The sequence below is a fragment of the Caproiciproducens galactitolivorans genome (assembly GCF_029266045.1).
Taxonomy (GTDB): domain Bacteria; phylum Bacillota; class Clostridia; order Oscillospirales; family Acutalibacteraceae; genus Caproiciproducens; species Caproiciproducens galactitolivorans.
In genome coordinates, this window is record NZ_JAJUFJ010000001.1 from 315439 (window position 1) to 336290 (window position 20852).

General features: G+C 46.3%; 19 protein-coding genes and 1 tRNA gene. 5 read left to right on the top strand and 15 right to left on the bottom strand.

What is annotated here, in order from left to right; translation table 11 throughout:
- Positions 1 to 26: 26 nt before the first annotated feature.
- From mutS to P9B68_RS01575, 10 genes are all read right to left on the bottom strand, one after another.
- A complete protein-coding gene (mutS, locus tag P9B68_RS01530) occupies positions 27 to 2645 on the bottom strand; it encodes a DNA mismatch repair protein MutS (RefSeq protein WP_135657294.1) in 2619 nt (872 codons plus the stop codon).
- A 34-nt stretch (positions 2646 to 2679) separates the two neighbouring features.
- The gene (locus P9B68_RS01535) at positions 2680 to 3087 is read right to left on the bottom strand and encodes a YlbF/YmcA family competence regulator (RefSeq protein ID WP_135657292.1); all 408 of its coding nucleotides are present in this window, start codon (positions 3085 to 3087) and stop codon (positions 2680 to 2682) included.
- 17 nt (positions 3088 to 3104) lie between these two features.
- Positions 3105 to 4529 carry a tRNA (N6-isopentenyl adenosine(37)-C2)-methylthiotransferase MiaB gene (gene miaB / locus P9B68_RS01540; RefSeq protein WP_277668333.1) on the bottom strand — a complete coding sequence of 475 codons (1425 nt, stop codon included), beginning with the start codon at positions 4527 to 4529 and terminating at the stop codon, positions 3105 to 3107.
- Between the two features lie 191 nt (positions 4530 to 4720).
- A complete protein-coding gene (locus P9B68_RS01545) occupies positions 4721 to 5689 on the bottom strand; it encodes a glycosyltransferase family 2 protein (RefSeq protein ID WP_135657290.1) in 969 nt (322 codons plus the stop codon).
- A 106-nt stretch (positions 5690 to 5795) separates the two neighbouring features.
- Entirely contained in the window at positions 5796 to 6404 is a 609-nt protein-coding gene (gene dhaS, locus P9B68_RS01550; RefSeq protein WP_135657287.1) for a dihydroxyacetone kinase transcriptional activator DhaS, read from the bottom strand.
- Between the two features lie 696 nt (positions 6405 to 7100).
- The gene (locus tag P9B68_RS01555) at positions 7101 to 7676 is read right to left on the bottom strand and encodes a 50S ribosomal protein L25 (protein ID WP_135657285.1); all 576 of its coding nucleotides are present in this window, start codon (positions 7674 to 7676) and stop codon (positions 7101 to 7103) included.
- Between the two features lie 274 nt (positions 7677 to 7950).
- The gene (locus P9B68_RS01560; protein WP_277668334.1) at positions 7951 to 8970 is read right to left on the bottom strand and encodes a glycosyltransferase; all 1020 of its coding nucleotides are present in this window, start codon (positions 8968 to 8970) and stop codon (positions 7951 to 7953) included.
- Entirely contained in the window at positions 8945 to 10141 is a 1197-nt protein-coding gene (locus P9B68_RS01565; protein ID WP_277668335.1) for a glycosyltransferase family 4 protein, read from the bottom strand. The genes P9B68_RS01560 and P9B68_RS01565 overlap by 26 nt, the downstream gene beginning before the upstream one ends.
- A 28-nt stretch (positions 10142 to 10169) precedes the next feature.
- On the bottom strand, positions 10170 to 11222 hold the full coding sequence (locus P9B68_RS01570; protein WP_277668336.1) for a nucleotidyltransferase family protein: 1053 nt from the start codon (positions 11220 to 11222) through the stop codon (positions 10170 to 10172).
- Positions 11223 to 11272: 50 nt separating this feature from the next.
- Positions 11273 to 12241, bottom strand: coding sequence for a glycoside hydrolase family 130 protein (locus tag P9B68_RS01575; protein WP_135657276.1), 969 nt, complete (start codon positions 12239 to 12241; stop codon positions 11273 to 11275).
- Positions 12242 to 13088: 847 nt separating this feature from the next.
- Between P9B68_RS01575 and P9B68_RS01580 the strand changes: the two genes are divergently transcribed.
- A complete protein-coding gene (locus tag P9B68_RS01580; RefSeq protein ID WP_277668337.1) occupies positions 13089 to 13922 on the top strand; it encodes an arginase family protein in 834 nt (277 codons plus the stop codon).
- Between the two features lie 271 nt (positions 13923 to 14193).
- On the opposite strand, the gene P9B68_RS01585 is transcribed toward P9B68_RS01580, so the two are convergent.
- The 3 genes from P9B68_RS01585 to P9B68_RS01595 form a co-directional block, all read right to left on the bottom strand.
- A complete protein-coding gene (locus tag P9B68_RS01585; protein WP_135657239.1) occupies positions 14194 to 15219 on the bottom strand; it encodes a hypothetical protein in 1026 nt (341 codons plus the stop codon).
- A gap of 13 nt (positions 15220 to 15232) precedes the next feature.
- On the bottom strand, positions 15233 to 16711 hold the full coding sequence (locus P9B68_RS01590; protein ID WP_277668338.1) for an MBOAT family O-acyltransferase: 1479 nt from the start codon (positions 16709 to 16711) through the stop codon (positions 15233 to 15235).
- A gap of 573 nt (positions 16712 to 17284) precedes the next feature.
- Positions 17285 to 17360, bottom strand: a tRNA-Ala gene (locus tag P9B68_RS01595).
- 165 nt (positions 17361 to 17525) lie between these two features.
- On the opposite strand from P9B68_RS01595, the gene P9B68_RS01600 reads away from it, so the two are divergent.
- The 4 genes from P9B68_RS01600 to P9B68_RS01615 all read left to right on the top strand — a co-directional run bounded on the left by P9B68_RS01600 (position 17526) and on the right by P9B68_RS01615 (position 19873).
- Positions 17526 to 17939, top strand: coding sequence for a ferritin family protein (locus tag P9B68_RS01600; RefSeq protein WP_135657237.1), 414 nt, complete (start codon positions 17526 to 17528; stop codon positions 17937 to 17939).
- A gap of 308 nt (positions 17940 to 18247) precedes the next feature.
- On the top strand, positions 18248 to 18391 hold the full coding sequence (locus P9B68_RS01605) for a hypothetical protein (RefSeq protein ID WP_167875134.1): 144 nt from the start codon (positions 18248 to 18250) through the stop codon (positions 18389 to 18391).
- A 113-nt stretch (positions 18392 to 18504) separates the two neighbouring features.
- A complete protein-coding gene (locus P9B68_RS01610; RefSeq protein ID WP_135657235.1) occupies positions 18505 to 19032 on the top strand; it encodes an acetylglutamate kinase in 528 nt (175 codons plus the stop codon).
- A gap of 187 nt (positions 19033 to 19219) precedes the next feature.
- Positions 19220 to 19873 (top strand): pentapeptide repeat-containing protein, encoded by a 654-nt coding sequence (locus tag P9B68_RS01615; protein WP_135657233.1) that lies wholly within the window; start codon positions 19220 to 19222, stop codon positions 19871 to 19873.
- Between the two features lie 59 nt (positions 19874 to 19932).
- On the opposite strand, the gene P9B68_RS01620 is transcribed toward P9B68_RS01615, so the two are convergent.
- Together P9B68_RS01620 and P9B68_RS01625 are read right to left on the bottom strand one after the other, a co-directional pair.
- Complete coding sequence (locus P9B68_RS01620) at positions 19933 to 20130, bottom strand: alpha/beta-type small acid-soluble spore protein (RefSeq protein WP_135657231.1); 198 nt, start codon at positions 20128 to 20130, stop codon at positions 19933 to 19935.
- A gap of 112 nt (positions 20131 to 20242) precedes the next feature.
- The gene (locus P9B68_RS01625; protein ID WP_135657229.1) at positions 20243 to 20785 is read right to left on the bottom strand and encodes a hypothetical protein; all 543 of its coding nucleotides are present in this window, start codon (positions 20783 to 20785) and stop codon (positions 20243 to 20245) included.
- Positions 20786 to 20852: the final 67 nt, after the last annotated feature.

Below are 20852 nucleotides of genomic sequence, written 5' to 3' on the forward strand. Positions count from 1 at the left end.
GTTTCCAAATACGAAGGCAGTACTGCCTATTCTTTTGCCAAGGCGGTCAGCTCAAACAGCGTATTCATGCATTCGATCGGCGTCAGCGTGTTTACGTCGAGCCTTCTCAGCCTATCCAACACTTCCGCTTCATTTGGGGGCGTAATCGAAAGCTGTATTTCTTCCTGTTCATCCTGTGTACTGCGCCTGCCGCGTTTTTTCGGCATCGAAACCTCCTGGCCGCTTTCCAGCTCCGCCAGAACCTGCTTCGCACGGTTCACGATTTTCTCCGGAACGCCGGCAAGCTTCGCAACTTCAATGCCGAAGCTGTCATCCGCTCCGCCGCGCACAATCCGGCGAAGAAAGGTAATATCGTCCCCGCGCTTCTTCACGGCAATATTATAATTTTTCACGCCGTCTACCAGCTCTTCCAGCTCGGTAAGCTCATGATAATGCGTTGCAAAAAGCGTTTTTGCGCCAAGAAGCTTTTTATCGGCAACATACTCCAAAACAGCACGCGCAATGCTCATTCCGTCAAAGGTGGACGTGCCGCGTCCGATCTCATCCAGAATCAGCAGGCTGTTCGGGGTTGCATTTTTCAGGATATCGGCAACCTCGGACATTTCTACCATAAAAGTGGACTGTCCCGACGCCAAATCATCCGATGCGCCCACACGTGTAAAAATGCTGTCCGTAATGCCGATTTCCGCATAAGAAGCCGGAACAAAGCACCCGATCTGCGCCATAATAACAATGAGCGCCACCTGCCGCATATAGGTGGATTTTCCCGCCATATTCGGTCCGGTAATAATAGCCACGCGGTTTTCGTTTTTGTCGAGCATAACGTCGTTTGGAACGAAAGGAGCGTCGAGCAAAGCTTCCACCACCGGATGGCGGCTTTCCTTCAGAATCAGCTTTCCATCCAGATTCACAATCGGGCGAACATAATGGTTGTCCGCCGACACCTGCGCAAAGGAAGCCAGAACATCAAGCCGTGCCACAGCATGCGCCGTTTTCTGCACGCGGGTAAGCTGTGCGGCGACTTCTTTCCGTATCGCGTCGAAAAGCTGAAATTCGAGCTGTACGGATTTATCATGCGCGCCGAGGATTTTTCCCTCCAGCTCTTTCAGTTGAGGGGTAATAAACCGTTCGCAGTTTGTAAGCGTTTGCTTTCGTATGTATTCCGGCGGCGCCTGGTTCTTATAGCTGTTGCTGATTTCAATATAGTAACCGAAAACGCGGTTATATCCAACTTTCAGCTTTGGAATTCCGGTCCGTTCCCGTTCCTGTGCTTCGATTTGGGCGATAATCCCACGTCCGTCGCTCATATCCCCCTTGAGAAGATCCAGTTCTTCATTGTAGCCCGGCTTAATGATACCGCCCTCCCGGATGGAAAACGGCGGGTCCTCCACGATGGAACGTTCAATCAACTGCGAAATATCGTCAAGCACATCAATGTCCTGATAAATTTCCGCAAGGAGATTCGACTTTACCTCTTTCAGCATATTCTTTAAACCCGGAAGCCTTGCCGCCGCAGAGGAAAGTGAACGAAGCTCCCTTCCGTTTGCAGAACCGTAAACAATACGGGACATCAGGCGTTCAAGATCATGGATTCCAGTCAGCTGTTCGGAAATACCGCCGCGCAGAATGGGGTCGTCCACCAGTTCCTGGACCGCGTTTAGCCGCCTGCTGATTTGAGCCGGACTTAAAAGCGGCTGCTCAATCCAATTCCGGATTAAACGCTTACCCATAGCCGTACGCGTTTTATCGAGCACCCAAAGAAGCGAACCCCGCTTTTCCTTGTTACGCATGGTTTCAAGCAATTCCAGGTTGCGGCGCGTATTTAGGTCTAAATGCATAAATTGTTTTCCGGTGTAAAGATCTATCGTATTAATCCGTTCGATTCCGGTGCGCTGCGTCTGTTTCAAATAGCAGAACAGCGCGCCGAGGGCGCGGACGATATTCTCCTTACCGGAAAGATCTAAAGCTTCCAGATTTTCTTCATGGAAATGCTGTAGAACCAGGGACGAACAGATCTCCTTTTCGAAGTCCTCGTGGTCAAGCAATTCCATGCTGGCGGAAAGGCGTTCCCGGATAAACTTCGGGAGCTCCGAAAAACCTAGGACATTCGGGTTAATCAGGATTTCCCGCGGAGAAAAGCGCGCTAGCTCATTTTTTAGCTTTTCGGATAAATCTCCGCCGCTGAGGGTGGTGGCATGCAGTTCCCCGGTGGATATATCCGCAAAGCAAATGCCCGCCTCCGCGCCTTCAACGCAGAGCGAGCAAATGTAGTTATTGCGCGTTTCGTCAAGCATGCTGCTTTCCAGCACGGTACCGGGCGTAATGACGCGGACAATATCACGTTTTACCAAACCTTTGGCTGAGGCGGGGTCTTCCATCTGCTCACAGATCGCCACCTTGTACCCTTTGGCAACAAGGCGGGCCACATAGCTTTCATAGCTGTGAAAAGGCACGCCGCACATGGGGGCGCGTTCCTCCTGTCCGCAGTCGCGCCCCGTCAGCGTTAAATCCAGTTCTTTCGATGCAAGCTTGGCGTCATCATAAAACATTTCATAGAAATCACCAAGTCGGAAAAACAATATTGTATTGGGATTCTGTTTTTTTATTTCAAAATACTGTTGCATCATTGGTGACAGATTTGCCATCGCCTGCACTTCATCTCCTTATAAATCTTTCAATTTAATGGCACCCGCCGCAGGACGAGCAGTTCCCGCCGCAGGAGGACGGCTCGTAATCGGTTGTCTCCGGGTCTTCGCCATCGGCAGACTGCCGGATGATTGCTTCAATGCGCTGCAAAAGGGCGTCCATTTCTTCCTTTGCTTTATTGTAAGCAGTCATGTTCGGATTCTGCATAATCTTGGCATAAATGTGGCGCAGCTCTTGATTAAGCAGCTTCATTTTTTCGGTGTCCTGCTCCGGCTTTGACGCTTCGTTGCTTATTGCGATTCTCTTTAAATTAAATTCGCCGATTAATCTTTGAAGTTCCTGATCGTCGTCGCTGTTCTGCTTTGCAAGTTGCCAGTTCAGATACCGGTCATCCTTCTGAATTTCCTTGCCGATTTCTCTCGCGAGGCTGATAATGTCCATGTTGAAACTCCTTAAAGTTATTTTATTCGCTCTCCGCTTAAAACCCAGTTGCGCGCGGAGGTAATGCGTACATTTTGGAAGCTGCCGATTAGGCTTTCGTCCCCTTGGAAATCCACGATAATGTTGCCGTCGGTTCGACCGGCTAAAAGTCCCGTTTTGGGATTCCGATCCTCGACAAGCACACGCTGAGTGGTGCCAACCATGGCGGTACACCGCCGCGCGGCGATTTGCTCCTGTGTCTTACAAAGCTGCGCAAACCACTTTGATTTTTCCTCCGCCGGAACGGGGTCTGGCATTTTCGCCGCCCTTGTACCCACGCGGGGCGAATAGATAAATGTATAAAGCGACGTAAAGCCAACCTTTTGAATCAAGTCAACCGTATCCAAAAATTCCTCATACGTTTCCCCAGGAAAACCGACGATCACGTCGGAAGTAAGGGACAGGTCGGGAATTTTCTCCTTTGCGTATTCGACAAGTTCAAGGTACTTTTCCCGGGTGTATCCCCGGTTCATTTCCCGCAGCACCCGGTTGTTCCCGGATTGGAACGGCAGATGCAGATGGTGGCTGATGTGCTTCCCGTTTGCAATGGTGTCGATCAGCTCATGCGTTGCGTCTTTCGGGTGCGAAGTCATAAAGCGGATGCGGTAATCGCCCTCCACCTCGTCAAGCATCCGGAGTATCTGCGAAAAATTCACCGGCTCTTTAAGATTTTTGCCATACGAATTGACATTTTGCCCAAGAAGGGTGATATCCTTATAGCCTTCCTTAACAAGAGCGGAAAACTCATCAAAAATCGCTTCCGGCGTCCGGCTACGCTCCCGCCCGCGCACATAGGGCACTACGCAGTAGGAGCAAAAATTATCGCATCCGTACATAACGGTAAGCCACGCTTTAACGGTTCCGTCGCGGCGGACCGGCAAGCCCTCCACAATCTGCTGATCCTCGCTTTCGTCCCCGCGTTCAAACACGCGGCGACCGTCGGTAATCGCGGTGTACAAAAGCTCCGGCAGCCGGTGGATTACATGCGTGCCGAAAACCAGATTGACAAACGGGAAACTCTTGCGTATCCGTTTGGAAACATGTTCCTGTTCCATCATGCAGCCACAAAGCGCGATAATGAGCGACGGATTGCGGCGCTTTACATTTTTTAAGGCGCCCACATTGCCGAAAACCCGGTTCTCCGCATGCTCGCGGACGGCACAGGTATTATAGAGTATAAGATCGGCTTCTTCCTCTTTATCCGTAAAAGAAAAGCCCATCTCCGAAAGAAGGCCCTTGATTTTTTCGCCGTCCGCCACATTCTGCTGGCAGCCGTACGTGTGCACGAGCGCCATGGGGACGGGGCCGCGCTTCCTGACCGCCATAATTTGCGCCAAATCGCGGATATAATCGGATTGCGACCGGGTCTGCGGCGGCATTTGAACCGGAAAATGTTCTGACAAAAAGGTTTACCTCCTACAATATATGGTTTTTATATTATTATACCACAGGCGCAAAGTGCCGCTGCGATATATTTATAAATTGCATAATTGCCGTTTGGGCTATTATACCATGTTGCGGAAATCACTTCAAGGCAAAATGCACAAAGCCCCGCGGCTCACCGAACCGCAGGGCGATTTGCCACATAATCTTTTCACTTTATCTTTTTTACTTTGTACATCCAGGGAATCGCCCGCCAAATGGTAATCCTGCGCTTCAAATCCTTATCCGTCTGCTTCCCGGTGACCAGAAGCTTGTCGTACCCCGCCACGCGGAGATACCCGCGAATCGCGTTATAACCCATTCCCTCTTGCAGAAGGATATCCACCCCGTTCATAATGGTAAGCGGAAGCTTTTGCCGTTCAAACAGCCGTATCAACTCGACATCGTCCCGATAATTTGTCTTAAGGATATCGTAGATGCGCAACATAGCGTCGGTATGCTGAAAAATATTCTTACCAACCGGTTTTAGTTTGCCCCTTTTTAATTCAATAATATTGTCGCGTTTTAAAATTGTGGGCGATTGCACAATAACCTCAGCGGACAGCAAACAGTTGTAAACAAACTCTTCCGCGTAACCGTGCGAGCAGGTATCAAAAAAGCGGATCTTCCGTTCGAATAGGAATTTTCGTTTGATCAATATTGCCGATATATCAATGTGAATGGTATTTTTTATAATATTCTTTATATATTGCGTGCCCGGCTCAGTACAAACTGCCTTGCTCATTCGGCGTTCCGCCGCATTGGCTTCTTCTTCATTCAAACTTCCGAAAACAAAATCAGCAGAAGTGCGGGCAGCGGTTTCAAGATAACCCTGAAGGAAATCACGGTAGAGCCTTCGTGCAAATATAAAAGTAATATAGTCGCCGCCCGATTTTTGCAGGCCCGTATTCAAAGCCGCGGCAACCGGCCCGTCCCCGTTCTGGATTACAAAGCCACGAAGCTTTTTTTCTTTTATAAATTGAACCGCTGCCAAAACCGTTTTATCCGACGAGCCCATATCGACTACGATAAATTCCGCTTCCAGCCCGGACACCTGCGCTGCAACAAAGCGCAAAACCCCCGTTATTTCCCGTTCGATATTTTTGACTGGAATAATGACAGAAAGTTTCGTAATCTGCATCGCCGAACTCCTTTCCTGCGTCTGCCCTGTGCATATAATTATATCATAATGTTCCTTTTTTTAAAGATGAAAACTGCCGGATATCCGTCTATTTTCTCAAATTCTTTCAGTCAAAATCGCTTTTAAAAACGGGAGTGTCAATTTTTTCCTCTTCGTGCTCTTTTAAATAACGGGCGGCGGCGTTATATTTGCTGTCGTTCACAAAATGCATCAACCGTTGGACAATCTCTTCGGGCGGCTGTTTCATGCCCCCACGCGCCCACTGGACCACAATCCCTACCAGCCCGAAGGAATAAAAGTCAGCGGTAAACTCCTTATCCGCACCATCAATCTGCCCCTGGGAAAGAACATCGATAATTTCTTCCAGAAGCCCCTTTGTCACCTTGAAAAAATAATCCTGAAAGGCATTCTGCCCTGTCACGCTTAATGCATTCGTATAAAAATACTGCTCGCTTTTCATAGTCTTCAGTATTTCCAGCACCACTTCATCCCATTCTTTAAAGGTACGGTGCTGCGTTAGGACGGAAACCACTTCATTATAATAGATCCAATCTACCAGATCGTACTTATCCTTAAAATGGTAGTAAAAAGTCTGCCGGTTTATTTTACTGTTTTGCATAATATCGGAAACCGATATTTTTTCAAGCGGCTTTTTCCGCATTAATTCCTTGATTGATGCCGCTATTGCATTTTTGGTAATCAGTGAATCAGACATTTTTATACTCCTGTAGAAGATTGGTAAGCAACAGGTAACATTAGTTATCATTTTAACAGCAATTTCCATTTTTTTCAATATATGTGTATCACGACTAACTCAAAATTTAATTCTAAAGTTAAAATTCATTCATAATTTATGCTTGAACCGGATGTTGAGGAACGCAAAAAATTTCTAAGCTTTACGAATGTGCATGCATCTGCAGGGAATCAGCTTCATTCATGGCTATGGATTCCTGCCATATGCCATGGCCTGTGCAGGCTGTGTGCTTTAGGGATGCGGCAACGAATGTGAACTGTTTAAGGATGAACATTGTATCAAATGTGCGGAAGAATGTGATAAATGCGCGACGCAATGCCAATCCATGTAAATTTCCAGCAAATCCCGTTTTTTCCTGCAACGGTCGGAAATATTGCAAATCTATATTTCCTTCATTAATTTTTTATTAAATTATCGTATTATTGCCATAAATCACCAACCAAACAGAAAAAGGGATATAATAAATATAATTCAATCGATTACAAGAACCTTTTTTGAAATATTGCTTAATTTCCATGAAAAAGCCGTCCGTCAAGGGCGGCTTTTTCATGGCTGAGTTTTATTCTTGGATTTTTGATTTTGGAGAAATCCCAATGGCTATGCTGGAATAAGAACTGGAAATCGCAAAGCTTGGGCTCTTCTATGGAGAAGCCGGCATTAGCCCGCTTCATTCTCATTGTTCCCTGATAATTTTCTTTTGTCGGTCTTAATAACCGCATAAACTTCATCTTCCGGATCGAGTATTTTAACCTCTGCGGGCAGGTTGAAATCAACGCCGGTGACATTTTCTCCGGAATTTTTCTTTGAGATATCCGCGGCTACCTCGTTCGGTATCAGCGCAGTCTTTCCTTCCACCTCAACTTCCGGTTTAAGAACCTGTAACTGTAATAATCTGCTTTCCAATTCCGATTGGCCATTGAAATGAATCGGCAAAATCATTCGAACATTTTGATCCTTCTCGGCCAGTTGAACGGAAACATGCAGAATTTTATTGTCTACGGGGTGTTTTTGTACTTCCTTAATAAAACCAAATTCTTTTTTGTCCCCGAACGCAACCCACAATTTCGCGTTTGCCCCATGTTTCGCGATTATTTTGTTCATCGCGGAATATTCAAACTTTACTGGGGTGGAAACGGCCCCCGGTCCATTAAGAACACCCGGGACAAAACCGGCACTCCTCACTTTCTTTGTGCTTTCGCTTCTTTCCATCGCATTTAAAATGATCTCTTGCATAATAAGACACTCCTTCTTGCTTTCGTACTATTTTTCGAATGTATTCGCTATTTTTTTATTCTACACGATAATTATTAACTGGTCGTGAATACCCTGCGCACGTTTTAAACGAAAACCGCCTGACTCCTTTGAAAAAATAGAGCCAGACGGCTTAAATCCATTGCTATTCTACGATTTTTGTGTCTATTTGCTTGAACCAGTTCAATAGTTGCAGCCTTTTTTACGCTTCATTTTTCATTGGCGTTATTGATTGCTATTGAGTTTTCTAGTTTTCCTATCCCGAATGAATCAGCCACGTAAGCGATGCAATTATCCATGAAACAAGGCTTTCCGCGCCCTCGTTCTGATTTGGCTCTCCGGCGGTAATACCGTCCCTGCAGCCGCCCGTGTCCGGATCAATGAGGGAAACCTTCCGGATGTTTTGCCCGGTGTACCAGCCAAGGCACTGCCTGGCTCGATCCAGGTAGCGTGACTCATCGGTCAACTCATGGGCTTTCAGGCAGACGAGAAGCGTTTCGCATGCCTCTACCGGCTGCTGGTCGTATTCAGCCGGCTGCTGCCCTTTCAGGAACCAGCCTTTGCAGCCCACCGGACGAAAGATATCTCCGACAAAGGTTTTCTCCAGAAGAAAGTCGAGACTTTCAAAGCCGATTTCGCGGTACCTTTTTTCCCCTGTTGTTTCATATGCAATCAGCATCGCCCATGGCAGGATGGAATTGCAGTATGTGATTTTATCCTCAAACCATTTCCAGTCCGGAGCGGCACAGTGCTCATAGGCATCGCTGATTTCGCAGGCAAGACGGATCACGAGTTCGCGGGAACCGCTGTCTTTCCAGTAATTCAATCCGATCACAGCGTAGGCTTTCGACCTAAGATATGTAAGCTCGTTGCAACCGGATACCGTCTGGCGCAAAAGGTCATCCGCCACACCGCGAATTTCTTCCGGCAGGTCGGATCGGGACGTCGTGAAGCCCAGCGCCCACATGCAGCGCCCAAAGCAGTCCTGCGAGCCTTTTTCCTCTGAAAAGCGGCGGTCATAATCCATAAAGTTGCGGAACCATGCTCCGTTTTTGGCATAGAGCAGGAAGCCGAGATAGCGGACCGCCAGTTCCAGATATTTCTGTTTCTTTGTCAGCTCGTAGAGCAACGAAGCCATGATGAGCGCCCGCGCGTTGTCGTCGGTGGTGTAGCCCTTGCACGGATCGGGTACGGAACGTTTTGCATGCTGAAACATGCCGGTGTCGTCGGTCATGCGGAAGATATAGGCGTCATTCGGCAATCTTAAGTCTTTCATGCTCAGCCTCGCTCCTTTCGCAAGCTTCTTGGCGCGTCTGACGGAAGGTTGTGGCGTAACGATCCGCAACGGCATCCCAGCGCATTGTTTTACCGAAGCACAGGGTCTTTGCCTCCATCTCCTTCCGTTTTTCAGGATGTTCGATCAGAAAATTGATAGCCTCGCCAAGTGACCGGGAGTCCTTAAAATCAGCAAGTAGGCCGCGGCCGTCCGCAAGCATTTCCTCCGCGTAGAGGTAGGGTGTGGAAACGATCACCCTGCCGTATCCCGCCGCATAGGCGAGGGTTCCGCTGACCGCCTGATCGCGGTTAAGGTACGGCGTCATATAGATGTCAGAAAGCTGCAGCCCCCGGACGATTTCCTCCTTCGTCAGATATTTGTTCACAAACCGGACGTTGTTTTCCAGCCCAAATTCCCGAACCTTCTTTTCCAGACTCTCGCGGTAGGATTCACCGTACTGCTTGCGCACAACAGGATGGGTCTGACCCAGAATGAAATACAGCACATCGGGATGCTTTTGCACAACCTGGGCGATTGCTTCAATGCCGTATTCCAAACCCTTGCCGGGACTGATCAGTCCGAAAGTGCTGATGACCGTACGGCCTTCCAGATGCAGTTCCTTTTTCAGCGCCTCTCTCGGCGGCAGGTCAAAGGAGGGAACGCCGTGAGGAATCATCACAATCTTGGAGGAATCAACCCCATAGGCTTCCTCGAGAATCCTGCACGAGTTGGACGCCATCGTCACAACCTTTTTGCTCCTGCGGCATAGCTCCCGCAAAACCTCCCGCTGTTTCTCGCTCGGGTCAGGCAGGATGGTATGCAAGGTGGAGATGATTGGTTTTTTCACCCGTTTGGCCAGTTCCAGCAGATAATCCCCCCAGTTGCCGCCGTAGATACCGTATTCGTGCTCCACGACGAGGAAATCAATGTCGGAGGCATTGATCCGCTCCGCAGCTTTCAGGTAGCTTGTGCAGTTCTGCTGCGGAAAGTCGAACAACACATCGCCGTCATAGGAATACTTCCCGTCGCTGATTGCAATAACGCTGGTTTTCAGATTATCTTTCTTTTTCAACTCCCGAACAAGATCCTGCGTAAAGGTGGCAATGCCGCATTCGCGCGGCGGATAGGTGCTTAAAAAGGCAATATGTAAACGTTTTTCCTTCGATTCCAAATTCATTCCTCCGTTCTCGGCCGAATCATCAGACAGCCAGGTGTTTGGCCGATTTAATCATATCGGGCGTGTAGATAGAATGCTTAAGCTTCGACGCGCCTTCCACGGTGCTCCCATCGGTCACAATGCATTCCGACAGTTCGGCTCCGTCCTCCAGAACCACGTTGTTCCATAGAATGCTATTGGCAACTTTACATTTTTTCCCGATTTGGCCGTTGTCCCCAATTACCACGTTGGGGCCAACGGCCGCTCCGGCTTCAATGCGCACGTTGCGACCAAGGCAGACCGGGCCCCGCAGCACGGCCGTTCCGCTGATATGGGGGTCTGAGGCGCTGTACACGGCGCGCTCATGGAAATTGATCTCCGGCAGGTGCAGCCGTCCTTCGAAGCCGTCCCGGTGGGCCTGGATGTATTTTTCAGGCGTTCCAATATCCAGCCAGTAATTGCAGCCCTTGTAAACGGCGATCTTCCGCCCCTGCTCGAGCAGCTTCGGAAAGACCTCCCGCTCGACCGAAACCGGCCTTCCGGAAGCAATCTTCCGGAGCACCGAGGGTTCAAAGACGTAAACGCCCGCGTTGATGAAATGGGAAACGACCTCATGCGGGGCCGGCTTTTCCTTGAACAGATAAGCATATCCGTCCTCGTCATATTCGATCACGCCATAGGCGGAGGGATTTTCAACCTGTGTGACTGCGATTGTAACGTCCGCTTTCTTCCGCTTATGGTAGCGGAGCATTTCGCTATAATTGATGTTGCTAAGGATGTCGGCGTTAAACACCAGGAACGTATCATCAAAATATTCCTCACAGTTTTTGATAGCGCCGCCCGTCCCGAGCGGGGACTCTTCACAGACATAGTGGATTTTCAAACCGAAATCCGACCCGTTGCCAAAATACTGTTCGATAACCTCCGGCCGATAACAGGTGCTCAGCACGATTTCACGTATCCCGTGCAGCTTCAGAGCTTCCATGTTCCGCTCCAGTAGTGGTTTGCCCATCACCGGCACCATCGGTTTCGGCATCCGGTCGGTCAAGGGGCGAAGCCGTGTTCCCAGGCCGCCCACCAGAAATAGTGCTTTCATAAGTATTCCTCCTTTTACGTCCCACTAATTAATTCGATCATGCGAGGCCGCTAAGGCACCGGGCAACTGAGGATATAGTCGAGCACCTCGTCCAAAGATGCGGTCGCCAGCGCGATGCAGGTATCCGCAGCGCCGTAGTACATCTTGATCTTGCCGGTTTCCTTGTCCAACACCCAGCCGCAGGGGAAGACAACATCCTGCACGTCGCCTTCCTTTTCGTAAACCTCCTGCGGACCGAAAATCCATTCGTCGCTGCGGTGGAGCACCTTCAGCGGATCGTCCCGGTCCAGTAGTGCAAGGCCCAAGCGGTAAACCGCACCGGAAGCTGTCTGCCGGACGCCATGGTACATGAGCAGCCAGCCCTCCGGAGTTTCAAGGGGCTGTGCGCAGACGCCCACCTTCCAGCCATCCCACCAGCTTCCTCCGCGGGAATTGATCAGAATATTATGGTCGCCCCAATACCGGAGGTTTTCAGAGCAGGAAATCCAGATGTTCGCACCGCGCTCGATCGGTCGGTGGATCAGCATCCAGCGATTTCCGAATCGGCGCGGAAAAATCGTCGCGTCCTTATCCTCCGGCGGCATGATCGCACCCAGCCGCTCGAAGTGTTCGAAATCCTCCGTCATTGCCATGCTCACAACTGCGCCGGATTTCGAATAGGCCGTGTAGACAATGGCATATTTTTTCAGCTCTGGTATGTAGGTAATGCGTGGGTCTTCAATGCCCCAGGCTTCTTCCGGATGATCCGGGTCCGGTGCCATGGTAGGAGACTTGTCAATAATCCAATTGCTGACGCCGTCGTCACTAACCGCTTTCGTCAAATGGGAGAACCCGCGTCGATCCTCCACGCGGGCAAGCAGCAGCACCTTTCCGTTGAACATCGTTGCCGCCGGGTTGAGCACTACGTTCACCGGATAGGGCCAGTCCTTGGCCGTAAGGATCGGGTTAAAGGGATAGCGCCGGAAAAGTTCTTTGTAAGTATTGTGTCCGGCCCTCAGCCGCGTTTCAAAATGGTTCATTTCATTCTCCTTTCCTTCGTCTAGGCTTCTGTACGAATGGTTAAAAATTACCGGGCCTTACGGTCACTTCATACAGCAACTGTAAAACCCGGTGTTCTGGATCGCTTCATTAAGGTGTTTGTTTGAAGTGCCGCTTTTTCTTTATCAATCCGACTTTCCTTTAATTTATACGTTAGCAAAGCATAAGCCATTCTCACTTGGCACTCAATATTACTGAGTGCTAATATAATTATGTTAACCTGATATTTTGCCGTTGGCAATATTGAAATTTGGCTAATATTCTTGAAATAGAGCTATTATGTTAAATTATCCCAATAAACCTCTTAAAAACTCACGATTTCTTCAATACAATTTATAAAAATGATTTGCAGGCAAAATTTTTCTGAAACAACTCCATGAAAAAAGGTATTGACATTTTTAAAAAGCAGTGCTATATAAAATAATAGAAAGTTAGCACTTGTGGGCTGTGAGTGCTATCCTCTGGATATATAATCAAATAGAAAGCAAGGAGTTGTTGCCTATGATTGCTTTGAAACCCGATGTAATGGGAAGCAACTGTTCTGCTTTCGGATAGCCCTTTCACACGAGAACTTTTCGAGGGCATGTTGCAGTTAGCCCAACATGGAATCATCTTCAAGGCCGAAATGCCGGGTGTTTTGTACAGGGATATCCAATTGGTTATAGGACGGGCTGGTGGGGACTTTTCGTCCGGGATATCCGAAGGAAGTTTCGGCCGACCCACATGTTCAATGCAAACATTGGTCAAATTACACCGCAATGCCGGGAAGCATATCGTCGGTCCCTCCGATATGCTTCCCGGCGCTTTTGTTTGGAGGCCTGATCAGGAATGGAAAGCACCATATTGCTGTTTGACTTCGACGGGGTCTATCGGACGCAAAATTTCTACAGCCGGGAAAAATGCCGATGGATTCATAAAAAACATATGCCCGGAGTCTGTACATATTGCGATCCGCAAGCGCGAAATCAATTGCGCGAGCGTATCAAAGACATAGGCCGGCCGGTACTTGCCTTTCTCGGTTCCGGGAACTACCACTATATAACTTTTTTTCTGGCGGAAAAGATCCGGGAAGATTTTGCACTTGTTTTGTGCGACCATCACAGCGACATGAAGCGCCCTGCCTTCGGCAACCTTCTTTCCTGCGGAAACTGGTTACGGCAGGCTGCGGAACATCTGCCACATCTGAAACAGATCGTTTTGGTGGGCGTGAACGACGCCGAATTGGCTGAACTGCCAAATTCAAAGAAGATAACGCTTTTCCCCGGAGGCACGATTTCCGGGGGCACAAATTGGGTTAGAGAACTGGAACAGGCCATTCTTTATCCGGTCTACTTCTCTGTTGATAAGGACGTATTCAGCAAAAACGCGGCATGGACAAACTGGAATCAAGGTATCATGGAGCTCCACCAGTTTTCGGAGGCTTTCTGCGCGGTTGCCGAAAGCCACAGGGTGGTAGGAATGGACATCTGTGGGGAATTCCCTGCAATCTATGGAAACCTGTTTGTTTCAAACACGGCAAACCAGAAAAACAATCAGGCAAATCACGAACTGCTGCAATTGTGGAAACGGCATCTCCCCGGTCCGGATTCCACAAAGCAGAGCGATAATCCGAAATTGCCAAATGTTCATCGCCGTGAACATAATTTATCTGTAAAATTGTAGGCATATAACGAAAAAATCCCGAAAACCGAACGGTTTTCGGGATTTTTGTTGCCGTTTCAACAGGCTAGGGGTATTCGCTCATTTGGAGGGCGCTGGACTAGCAGTAAAGAATCAGCGATCCAACCCTTCTTGTTTCCGCCAGAGAAAATACTTGTCTGAACTTTTCTTCGGTAGAGCGAAGCATTTCAAATACGAATGATCCGGCGGCGCTTGGCGACCGGGATCGTTCGTAAAGCAGTAGGTAATAAGCGGCCTGTCCGAAAACGGGCGCTTATTTTTTCAGAATAGTAGCGACCTGCGAATACTTGTAATCTTCATTCCACTGGGCATAAGCGCTGTCGGAGCGGTGATCGGTCAAATCATAGTTTTGCGCCAGGTAATCACCGAAATAAGTGCCGACCTTATAGGCTCCCCAAAGATTCAGATGGCCGGAATTGTTCATATCGTTGGCAAAGTCAATACCGATATCTTCAGCCAGATCATACAGGTCCAGAAAAGGAATCTGATTGCTTTCTGCATAGTCTGCCACTGTATTAAACAGCGCCTCGCAGTCATTGATCCAGCCGCTTTGCTGATTCGGTCCGCTGTAATCGCAAGGCATATTCACCAGTATCAGCTGAAAGTCTTCCGTTTTGGAAAGTTCGATAATCTTATTCAGATATTCCAAAGACTTTTGAGGAATGTCAATCCGGCTGTCCGTATCTTCCCATTTTGAAATCGGCTTCCCGTATTTATCCGTACCGGCCACAAACCCCTTAGTATAATAAACAGAAGAACAATCGAAACCAAAATCCTTCCACTCCAGCGACGACCACCGAAAATGATATTTTAAGACGGGAAAAAGATACGAAATCCGGTCTTCCGGGGGAGTGCAGTTCCAAATGGCGTCCAGCTTGTTAAACGAGAATTTCATATTGTCAATCGCATTGCTCACCAACCCCCGTTCCCCATATTGATTCGTCATTCCAAGGTAAAAAACATCCAGAACCACAATCGGGTGCTGATGTTTTTTCAGGACATCTTTCAACAAGTAATATGTAACGTTAATCGGCTGACCGCCGGTGGCATAATTAAAGCTGGTAATTCCATGCTGTTTCCAAAGCACGTTGGGATCCATGCCTCCGTTCATATGGCTTGAGCCCATAAAAACAACATCATACTGGTCATCGGACAAATAAAGTCCTTCTTTCAGCTTACCCATATGCTGCGTTTTGTACACAAAAACAGGGCTGATCAAGCCGAAGATAGTAAACAGCAAAACCAGAAAAAGGATACCTTTTCGTATGAATCTTTTCAAAGCACATACCCCATTAAAACTGAAAATAGATAAAATTTTGTGCACTATATTCCGACCCGTACACCCCGAACAACACAAGAATAAGCACCGCAGCCAAATAAGCTGTCCAACGCACAACAACGTTTTTACGCATGAAAGCCATCCTCAAATCGATCCGTTTTTTCAGAATATCCACCAACAGGACGATCGCTACACCCAGAATCGCCGCAATAAACTCCGGCTCCGTCAATCCAAGTTGGAAGAGTGCTCCGTTCCAAAGTACGACCGGGTCAAACTGGAACATATTTCCGATTAGCAAAAAGGCATTCTCCATGGTATCCGCACGGAAGAAAATCCATGCAAAATTGACGAGCAGAAAGGTGATGGCTATCTGTGCGATACGATATGCGAAAGAATGTTTGTTGATCCTCAGCGCTTCCTGCGCACGCTCTTTATGCGGCTTCAGCAATAGACCGATGTCCTGGTAGATTCCATGAAGCAGTCCCCAAAACAGGAACGTAAGGGACACGCCGTGCCAGAAACCGCAGACCGTGAACACAATCAGCACATTCAGGCAGCGGCGAAACTTCGAGCACCGGCTCCCGCCAAGGGGAAAATAAAGGTAATCGCGGAACCACGTGCTCAGGGAAATATGCCATCTGCGCCAAAACTCCTGAATCGACTTTGCAAAATACGGGCAATTAAAGTTTTCCGCCAAATGGAATCCCATCATTTCCGCCGCACCAATTGCAATATTGGAATAGCCGGAAAAATCGCTGTAAATCTGAAACGTATAAAAAAGGCTGGCCAAAACAGATTCCAATCCATGGTATTTAGCCGGATTTTCATATACCGTATTGACCAGAATTGCCAGACGGTCCGCTACTACCATTTTCTCAAAATATCCCCACAGCATGCGAAGGACGCCCTTTTTGACACCAATATAGTCAAAGGGATGATCCTCATCGATCTTTTTTAAAAAATCCTTTGATTTTTGGATTGGCCCCGAGATTAAAGTCGGGAAAAAAGAAACAAACAAGGCGTATTTGCCAAGATGGGCTTCGGGCTCCACATCACCGCGGTAGACATCGATTGTATAACTCAGTGACTGAAACGTATAGAAGGATATCCCGACCGGTAAAATCAAATGAACCGCTTCGGTAGCAACACTAAACCCGAACAGAGCTAGCAGGTGGGAGTATGTCTTACGTAAGAAATCCGCATATTTAAAAGCCACCAAAATTCCAATATTGAACAACAAACTGAGTGCAACAATCAACTTCTTATATTTAGGATTTCCTGTTCCGCTGTTTACCCGTCCGATCAGCAGCCCACTACTATAGGTCACCACAGTAGAGGCAATTAAGAATATGGCGTACACCGGACCGGAAAAAAAATAAAAGACGTAACTGGCCACAAGCAAACAAGCCCATTGATACTGGTGTGGAATTTCATAATATACGAATACTGTAACAAAAAGTAAAACGAGAAAACCGATTGAGACAAAGGACAACGCCCTACCCTCCAAATCACTAATCGATAAAGTTTAAGTCGATATAATTGATGAACCTTGTATATTAAAGCACAAAACATAAACTTTTTGTTATCATTTGTAATATTATGTTACTAATTTGTAATATTGAATACAATATTTTGATCTCTTCGCATTATACATCTATTTTAAAAAAGACATCCTCACCTTCATTTTTATGTTCGTTCAGCCACAATAATAAATGGCTTGTTACAAAGAAAAGGTATCCCTTTCGGCGCTTTGCTCCGAAAGGGATACCTTTCAAATATTAAAAACTATTTCTCCGTTGCCACCTGTGTGGCATGACCGGCTTTGCTCGTGTCCTTCGCATACTCCATCAGAGCAACAGCTATAAAGATGGCATTTTACAAAGTTCCCAGAATCAAAAATAGCATGTTGCTTTCAGACTACTATTCATTAAAACGTATAGCCTTATGCAAGCGTTGGAATTGCTTACATAAGGCTATTTTAACATACCGTTCTTTATGCGGCCTGATAATGATTAACGCAAACCGATCCATCTTTACGACGAACTGATTCGCGTTAATCTTGCATTGGTGGAGCATAGCGGGATCGAACCGCTGACCTCTACACTGCCAGTGTAGCGCTCTCCCAGCTGAGCTAATACCCCGTGTACTCGTGACTGTTTTGAAACAGCTTTGTTATAATATCATATTTTTAAGAACATTTCAAGTGCTTTTGTAAAAAAATAAAAAATTTCTAAGATCTATCTCAATAACACATTTACTCTGCGGCACATATACTGTAAAAGCGGGCATGGAAGGAGGATTTCATTATGGAAATGTCTGTAATTCAAAAACTGCAAACATATATTAACGCGGAAGAAAACGATGCAACACTATATAAAGAGCTTGCTAAAATAGCACCAAGCGAAACGGATCGTCAGCTCCTGATAGAATTTTCAGAAGACGAGCAATCCCATGCGGACGAATTCAAACGGATCTATCGCGCTATGACAGGGAGGAGCTATAACCCCATCGTTCAACCGATTGTATTGAAAAATCCTTATTATGATATTTTAAGGGACAGGGTATTGGATGAAAGCGGGGATTTCCGCAAATATGGTGAACAGTATCTGCTGACCACCCAAAACGACACATTGAAAAACGCCTATTACCGAGCCAAGATGGATGAAAATGTTCATGCTTTACGATTACTGTATTTAATCAGCCTGCAGCATTCATCTTAATGAGAATTGCTCTCAATGTTGTGTCCTTTAGCAATTACGAAAAAGTAGTGAATAAAATCCTATAAAGTTTTTCCATCCACATTGGCCGGACTTTTTAAATTTCAGGTGCAGAAAGCACGGATTGACCTGCCCGCCAAGGCATCCTTATCCGCCTGGGGCTCCTCCCCCACCAAGGCCTCACCGTCCCCCAATTCAGCCAAGGCCTCCTCGCGAATATTAAACAAAGCGGAACGGAAACGTCCCGCTTTTTGATTTGCCAAACGGTATGAAACCACGCGGGCTGGGCAATCTATTCAAGAGGTGATTTTATGTCCTATATTGATCCAAAACTTCGCAGCAAGTTTGAATCCTTATCAATCGACTTAAAAAACGAAATTTTAAAACGGGACGTCAAGCTATATACCATTCAGGATTTAATTAAATGCCTGGAAAATATTGTTGCAGAGGGTTAAACCTCTGCTTTTTTATCACCAAATGCCAGTCCGGTTTTTGCAATCACAGTCGATCAAAACATACGAACTGCATAATATAGTACCAGTATAATACCATAAAGGGGACAAAGTATATGAACGATAACTGCGAATTTACAAATCTTTTTCGAAAATTATGGCAAGATCATATTCAATGGACAAGATCATTTATTATCAGTACTGCGGCGGATTTAGGGGATCTGCAATACGTTACAAAAAGGCTTTTACGGAATCCCACCGATTTTTATAATGCTTTAAAACCTCATTATGGCGAAGAAAAAGCAAGAAGGTTTGAAAAGCTTTTGACGGATCATCTTCTAATAGCCAGCAGACTGGTGAAGTCCGCAAAAGCCGGCGATTCGGAAACGGCCAACGAAGAAAGAAGAAAATGGTATTCGAATGCAGATCAAATTGCCAGATTCTTAGCAAATATCAACCCGTACTGGTCGGAAAACCAATGGAAGATCATGCTGCACGAACACTTGAAGCTGACGGAGGATGAAGCAACTAACCGGCTTATGGGCCAATATGCGAAAGATATCGCGTTGTATGACATTATCGAAGACCAAGCCTTAATGATGGCGGATTATATGGCAAAAGGCATTAAGAGGCAATTCGATTAACAAACGGGGTAAAAAAATCTCATTTGGGAGCAGATAGAAAATTTGCTCCCTATTTTTTTATAAATATTTTTCTGATTTAGATTAACTTGATAATACCGGAAAGGTATTGTATACTTGATTGTAGGAAATATTGGTAACTGTTTTTCTATGAAAGTATTTCAAAACAAAAAACAAAAGGAATATCAAAATGAATATAAATCCGCAAATAACAAAAGAGCTTGTTCCCATTCGTGATTTTTCTGCTTACGTCCGAGATTTCCTGTTAGAAGAATCCGTGATTTCCGGCATAAAATGTTCGAAAGAGCAGTTGGAAACTGCTGATTTTTATAAAATAGAAATGCAGAATTGCGTTTTAGAAAACTGCGCCTTGCGCAATTGTGATTTTGAAAATGCAAGCTTTGTCGACGTTGTATTCCAAAATTGCGACCTGTCCAACAGCAGATTTACGGGAGCCTATTTTGAACGATGCCGGTTTGTTTCCTGTAAATGCATTGGAATTAATATGAACGAAACAATTCTGAAACAGACGGTTCTTGAAAAATCAAAAGTGCAATATTCTAACTTTAACAAAGCCAAATTAACAGAAGTTTCATTCGACCATATTGATTTTACCGAATCGTCTATGGCGGAATGCAATCTAAAAAAATTTACTGCAAATCAATCGAAATTTGTTAAGAATAACTTCTTCAAAACAATGCTGGCAGCAATGGACTTTACCGAAAATGAGTTTGCCGCGCCAATCGTATCCACCCCTCCCGTTGAATTAAAGGGAGCCATAATCAATATGTTCCAAGCGGCGGATTTAATCGGGCTTTGGGGCATTACTGTCAAGTATAAATAATATAGAACAAATAAAACAAAGCGCCACGCTTTTGGGCGTGACGCTTATTTTTAGAAAATTTACTTCATATTCTGTTCGTAGCTTTTAATCATATTTTTGACCATCTGGCCACCGACAGATCCAGCCTCTTTAGAAGTCAGATCGCCGTTATAACCCTGCTTTAAGTTAACGCCCACTTCGGAAGCGGCTTCCATCTTAAACTTATCAAGGGCTTCTCGTGCTTCAGGAACAACATTCCTATTACTTCTGGAAGACATAATCAAAACACTCCTTAGTTCATTTAATTAATTTCAAATTTTTTTCTGTCTTGCGTTTGCATTCCTATTTTGTGTACCGTAAAAGCATTTATGAGTGTAAATATTTTGAAAATTAAATGACATATCCTACTGTCGAGTCCTCGCCGGAAAGAAGCAATGCCGCACATACGGCCAGGATTCTCGTCGGGCTTAACTTTGACAGCAGCTTTACTGTAAAATCATGCGGCTCCAGAATCTTTCCGTCAATTGTCGGAACACTTCTCTGAAGGCTTAAAGTAGCGCTCACCTCATCCAGACCCGCAATACTCAGGGTGTCTTTTGCGCTTGTGCCGCAAGTGATCGCCGCGGCTTGCGTTCCGTTCAGGATCTCCGCAGCATGGGAATTTTTCATTTCAAGAATACATAAGAAGCCGTTCGGAATATTCATTTTTTCCGAGGAAATAAAGCTGTTTTTAAATAGAATAATTCCCTTTCCAAGCTCAATCTGCGGAAGTTTTTCGCAATCATATACAAGGTATTTTATCCCTTCGCCCCCATACTTTTTCAGGCTTTTTTCACTGAAATACTGAGCGCCGCCATATCTTTCCAATGTGGGAAGCAGAGTGCATGAAACAGCTGTGTCGATCAATTTGCCGCACAAAATAATGTTTATCATTCTTTACGCCCGCTTTCCATAAAGTCTAATAAACATTATTTGCTGCTGCGCGGAAAGTATGTAACAA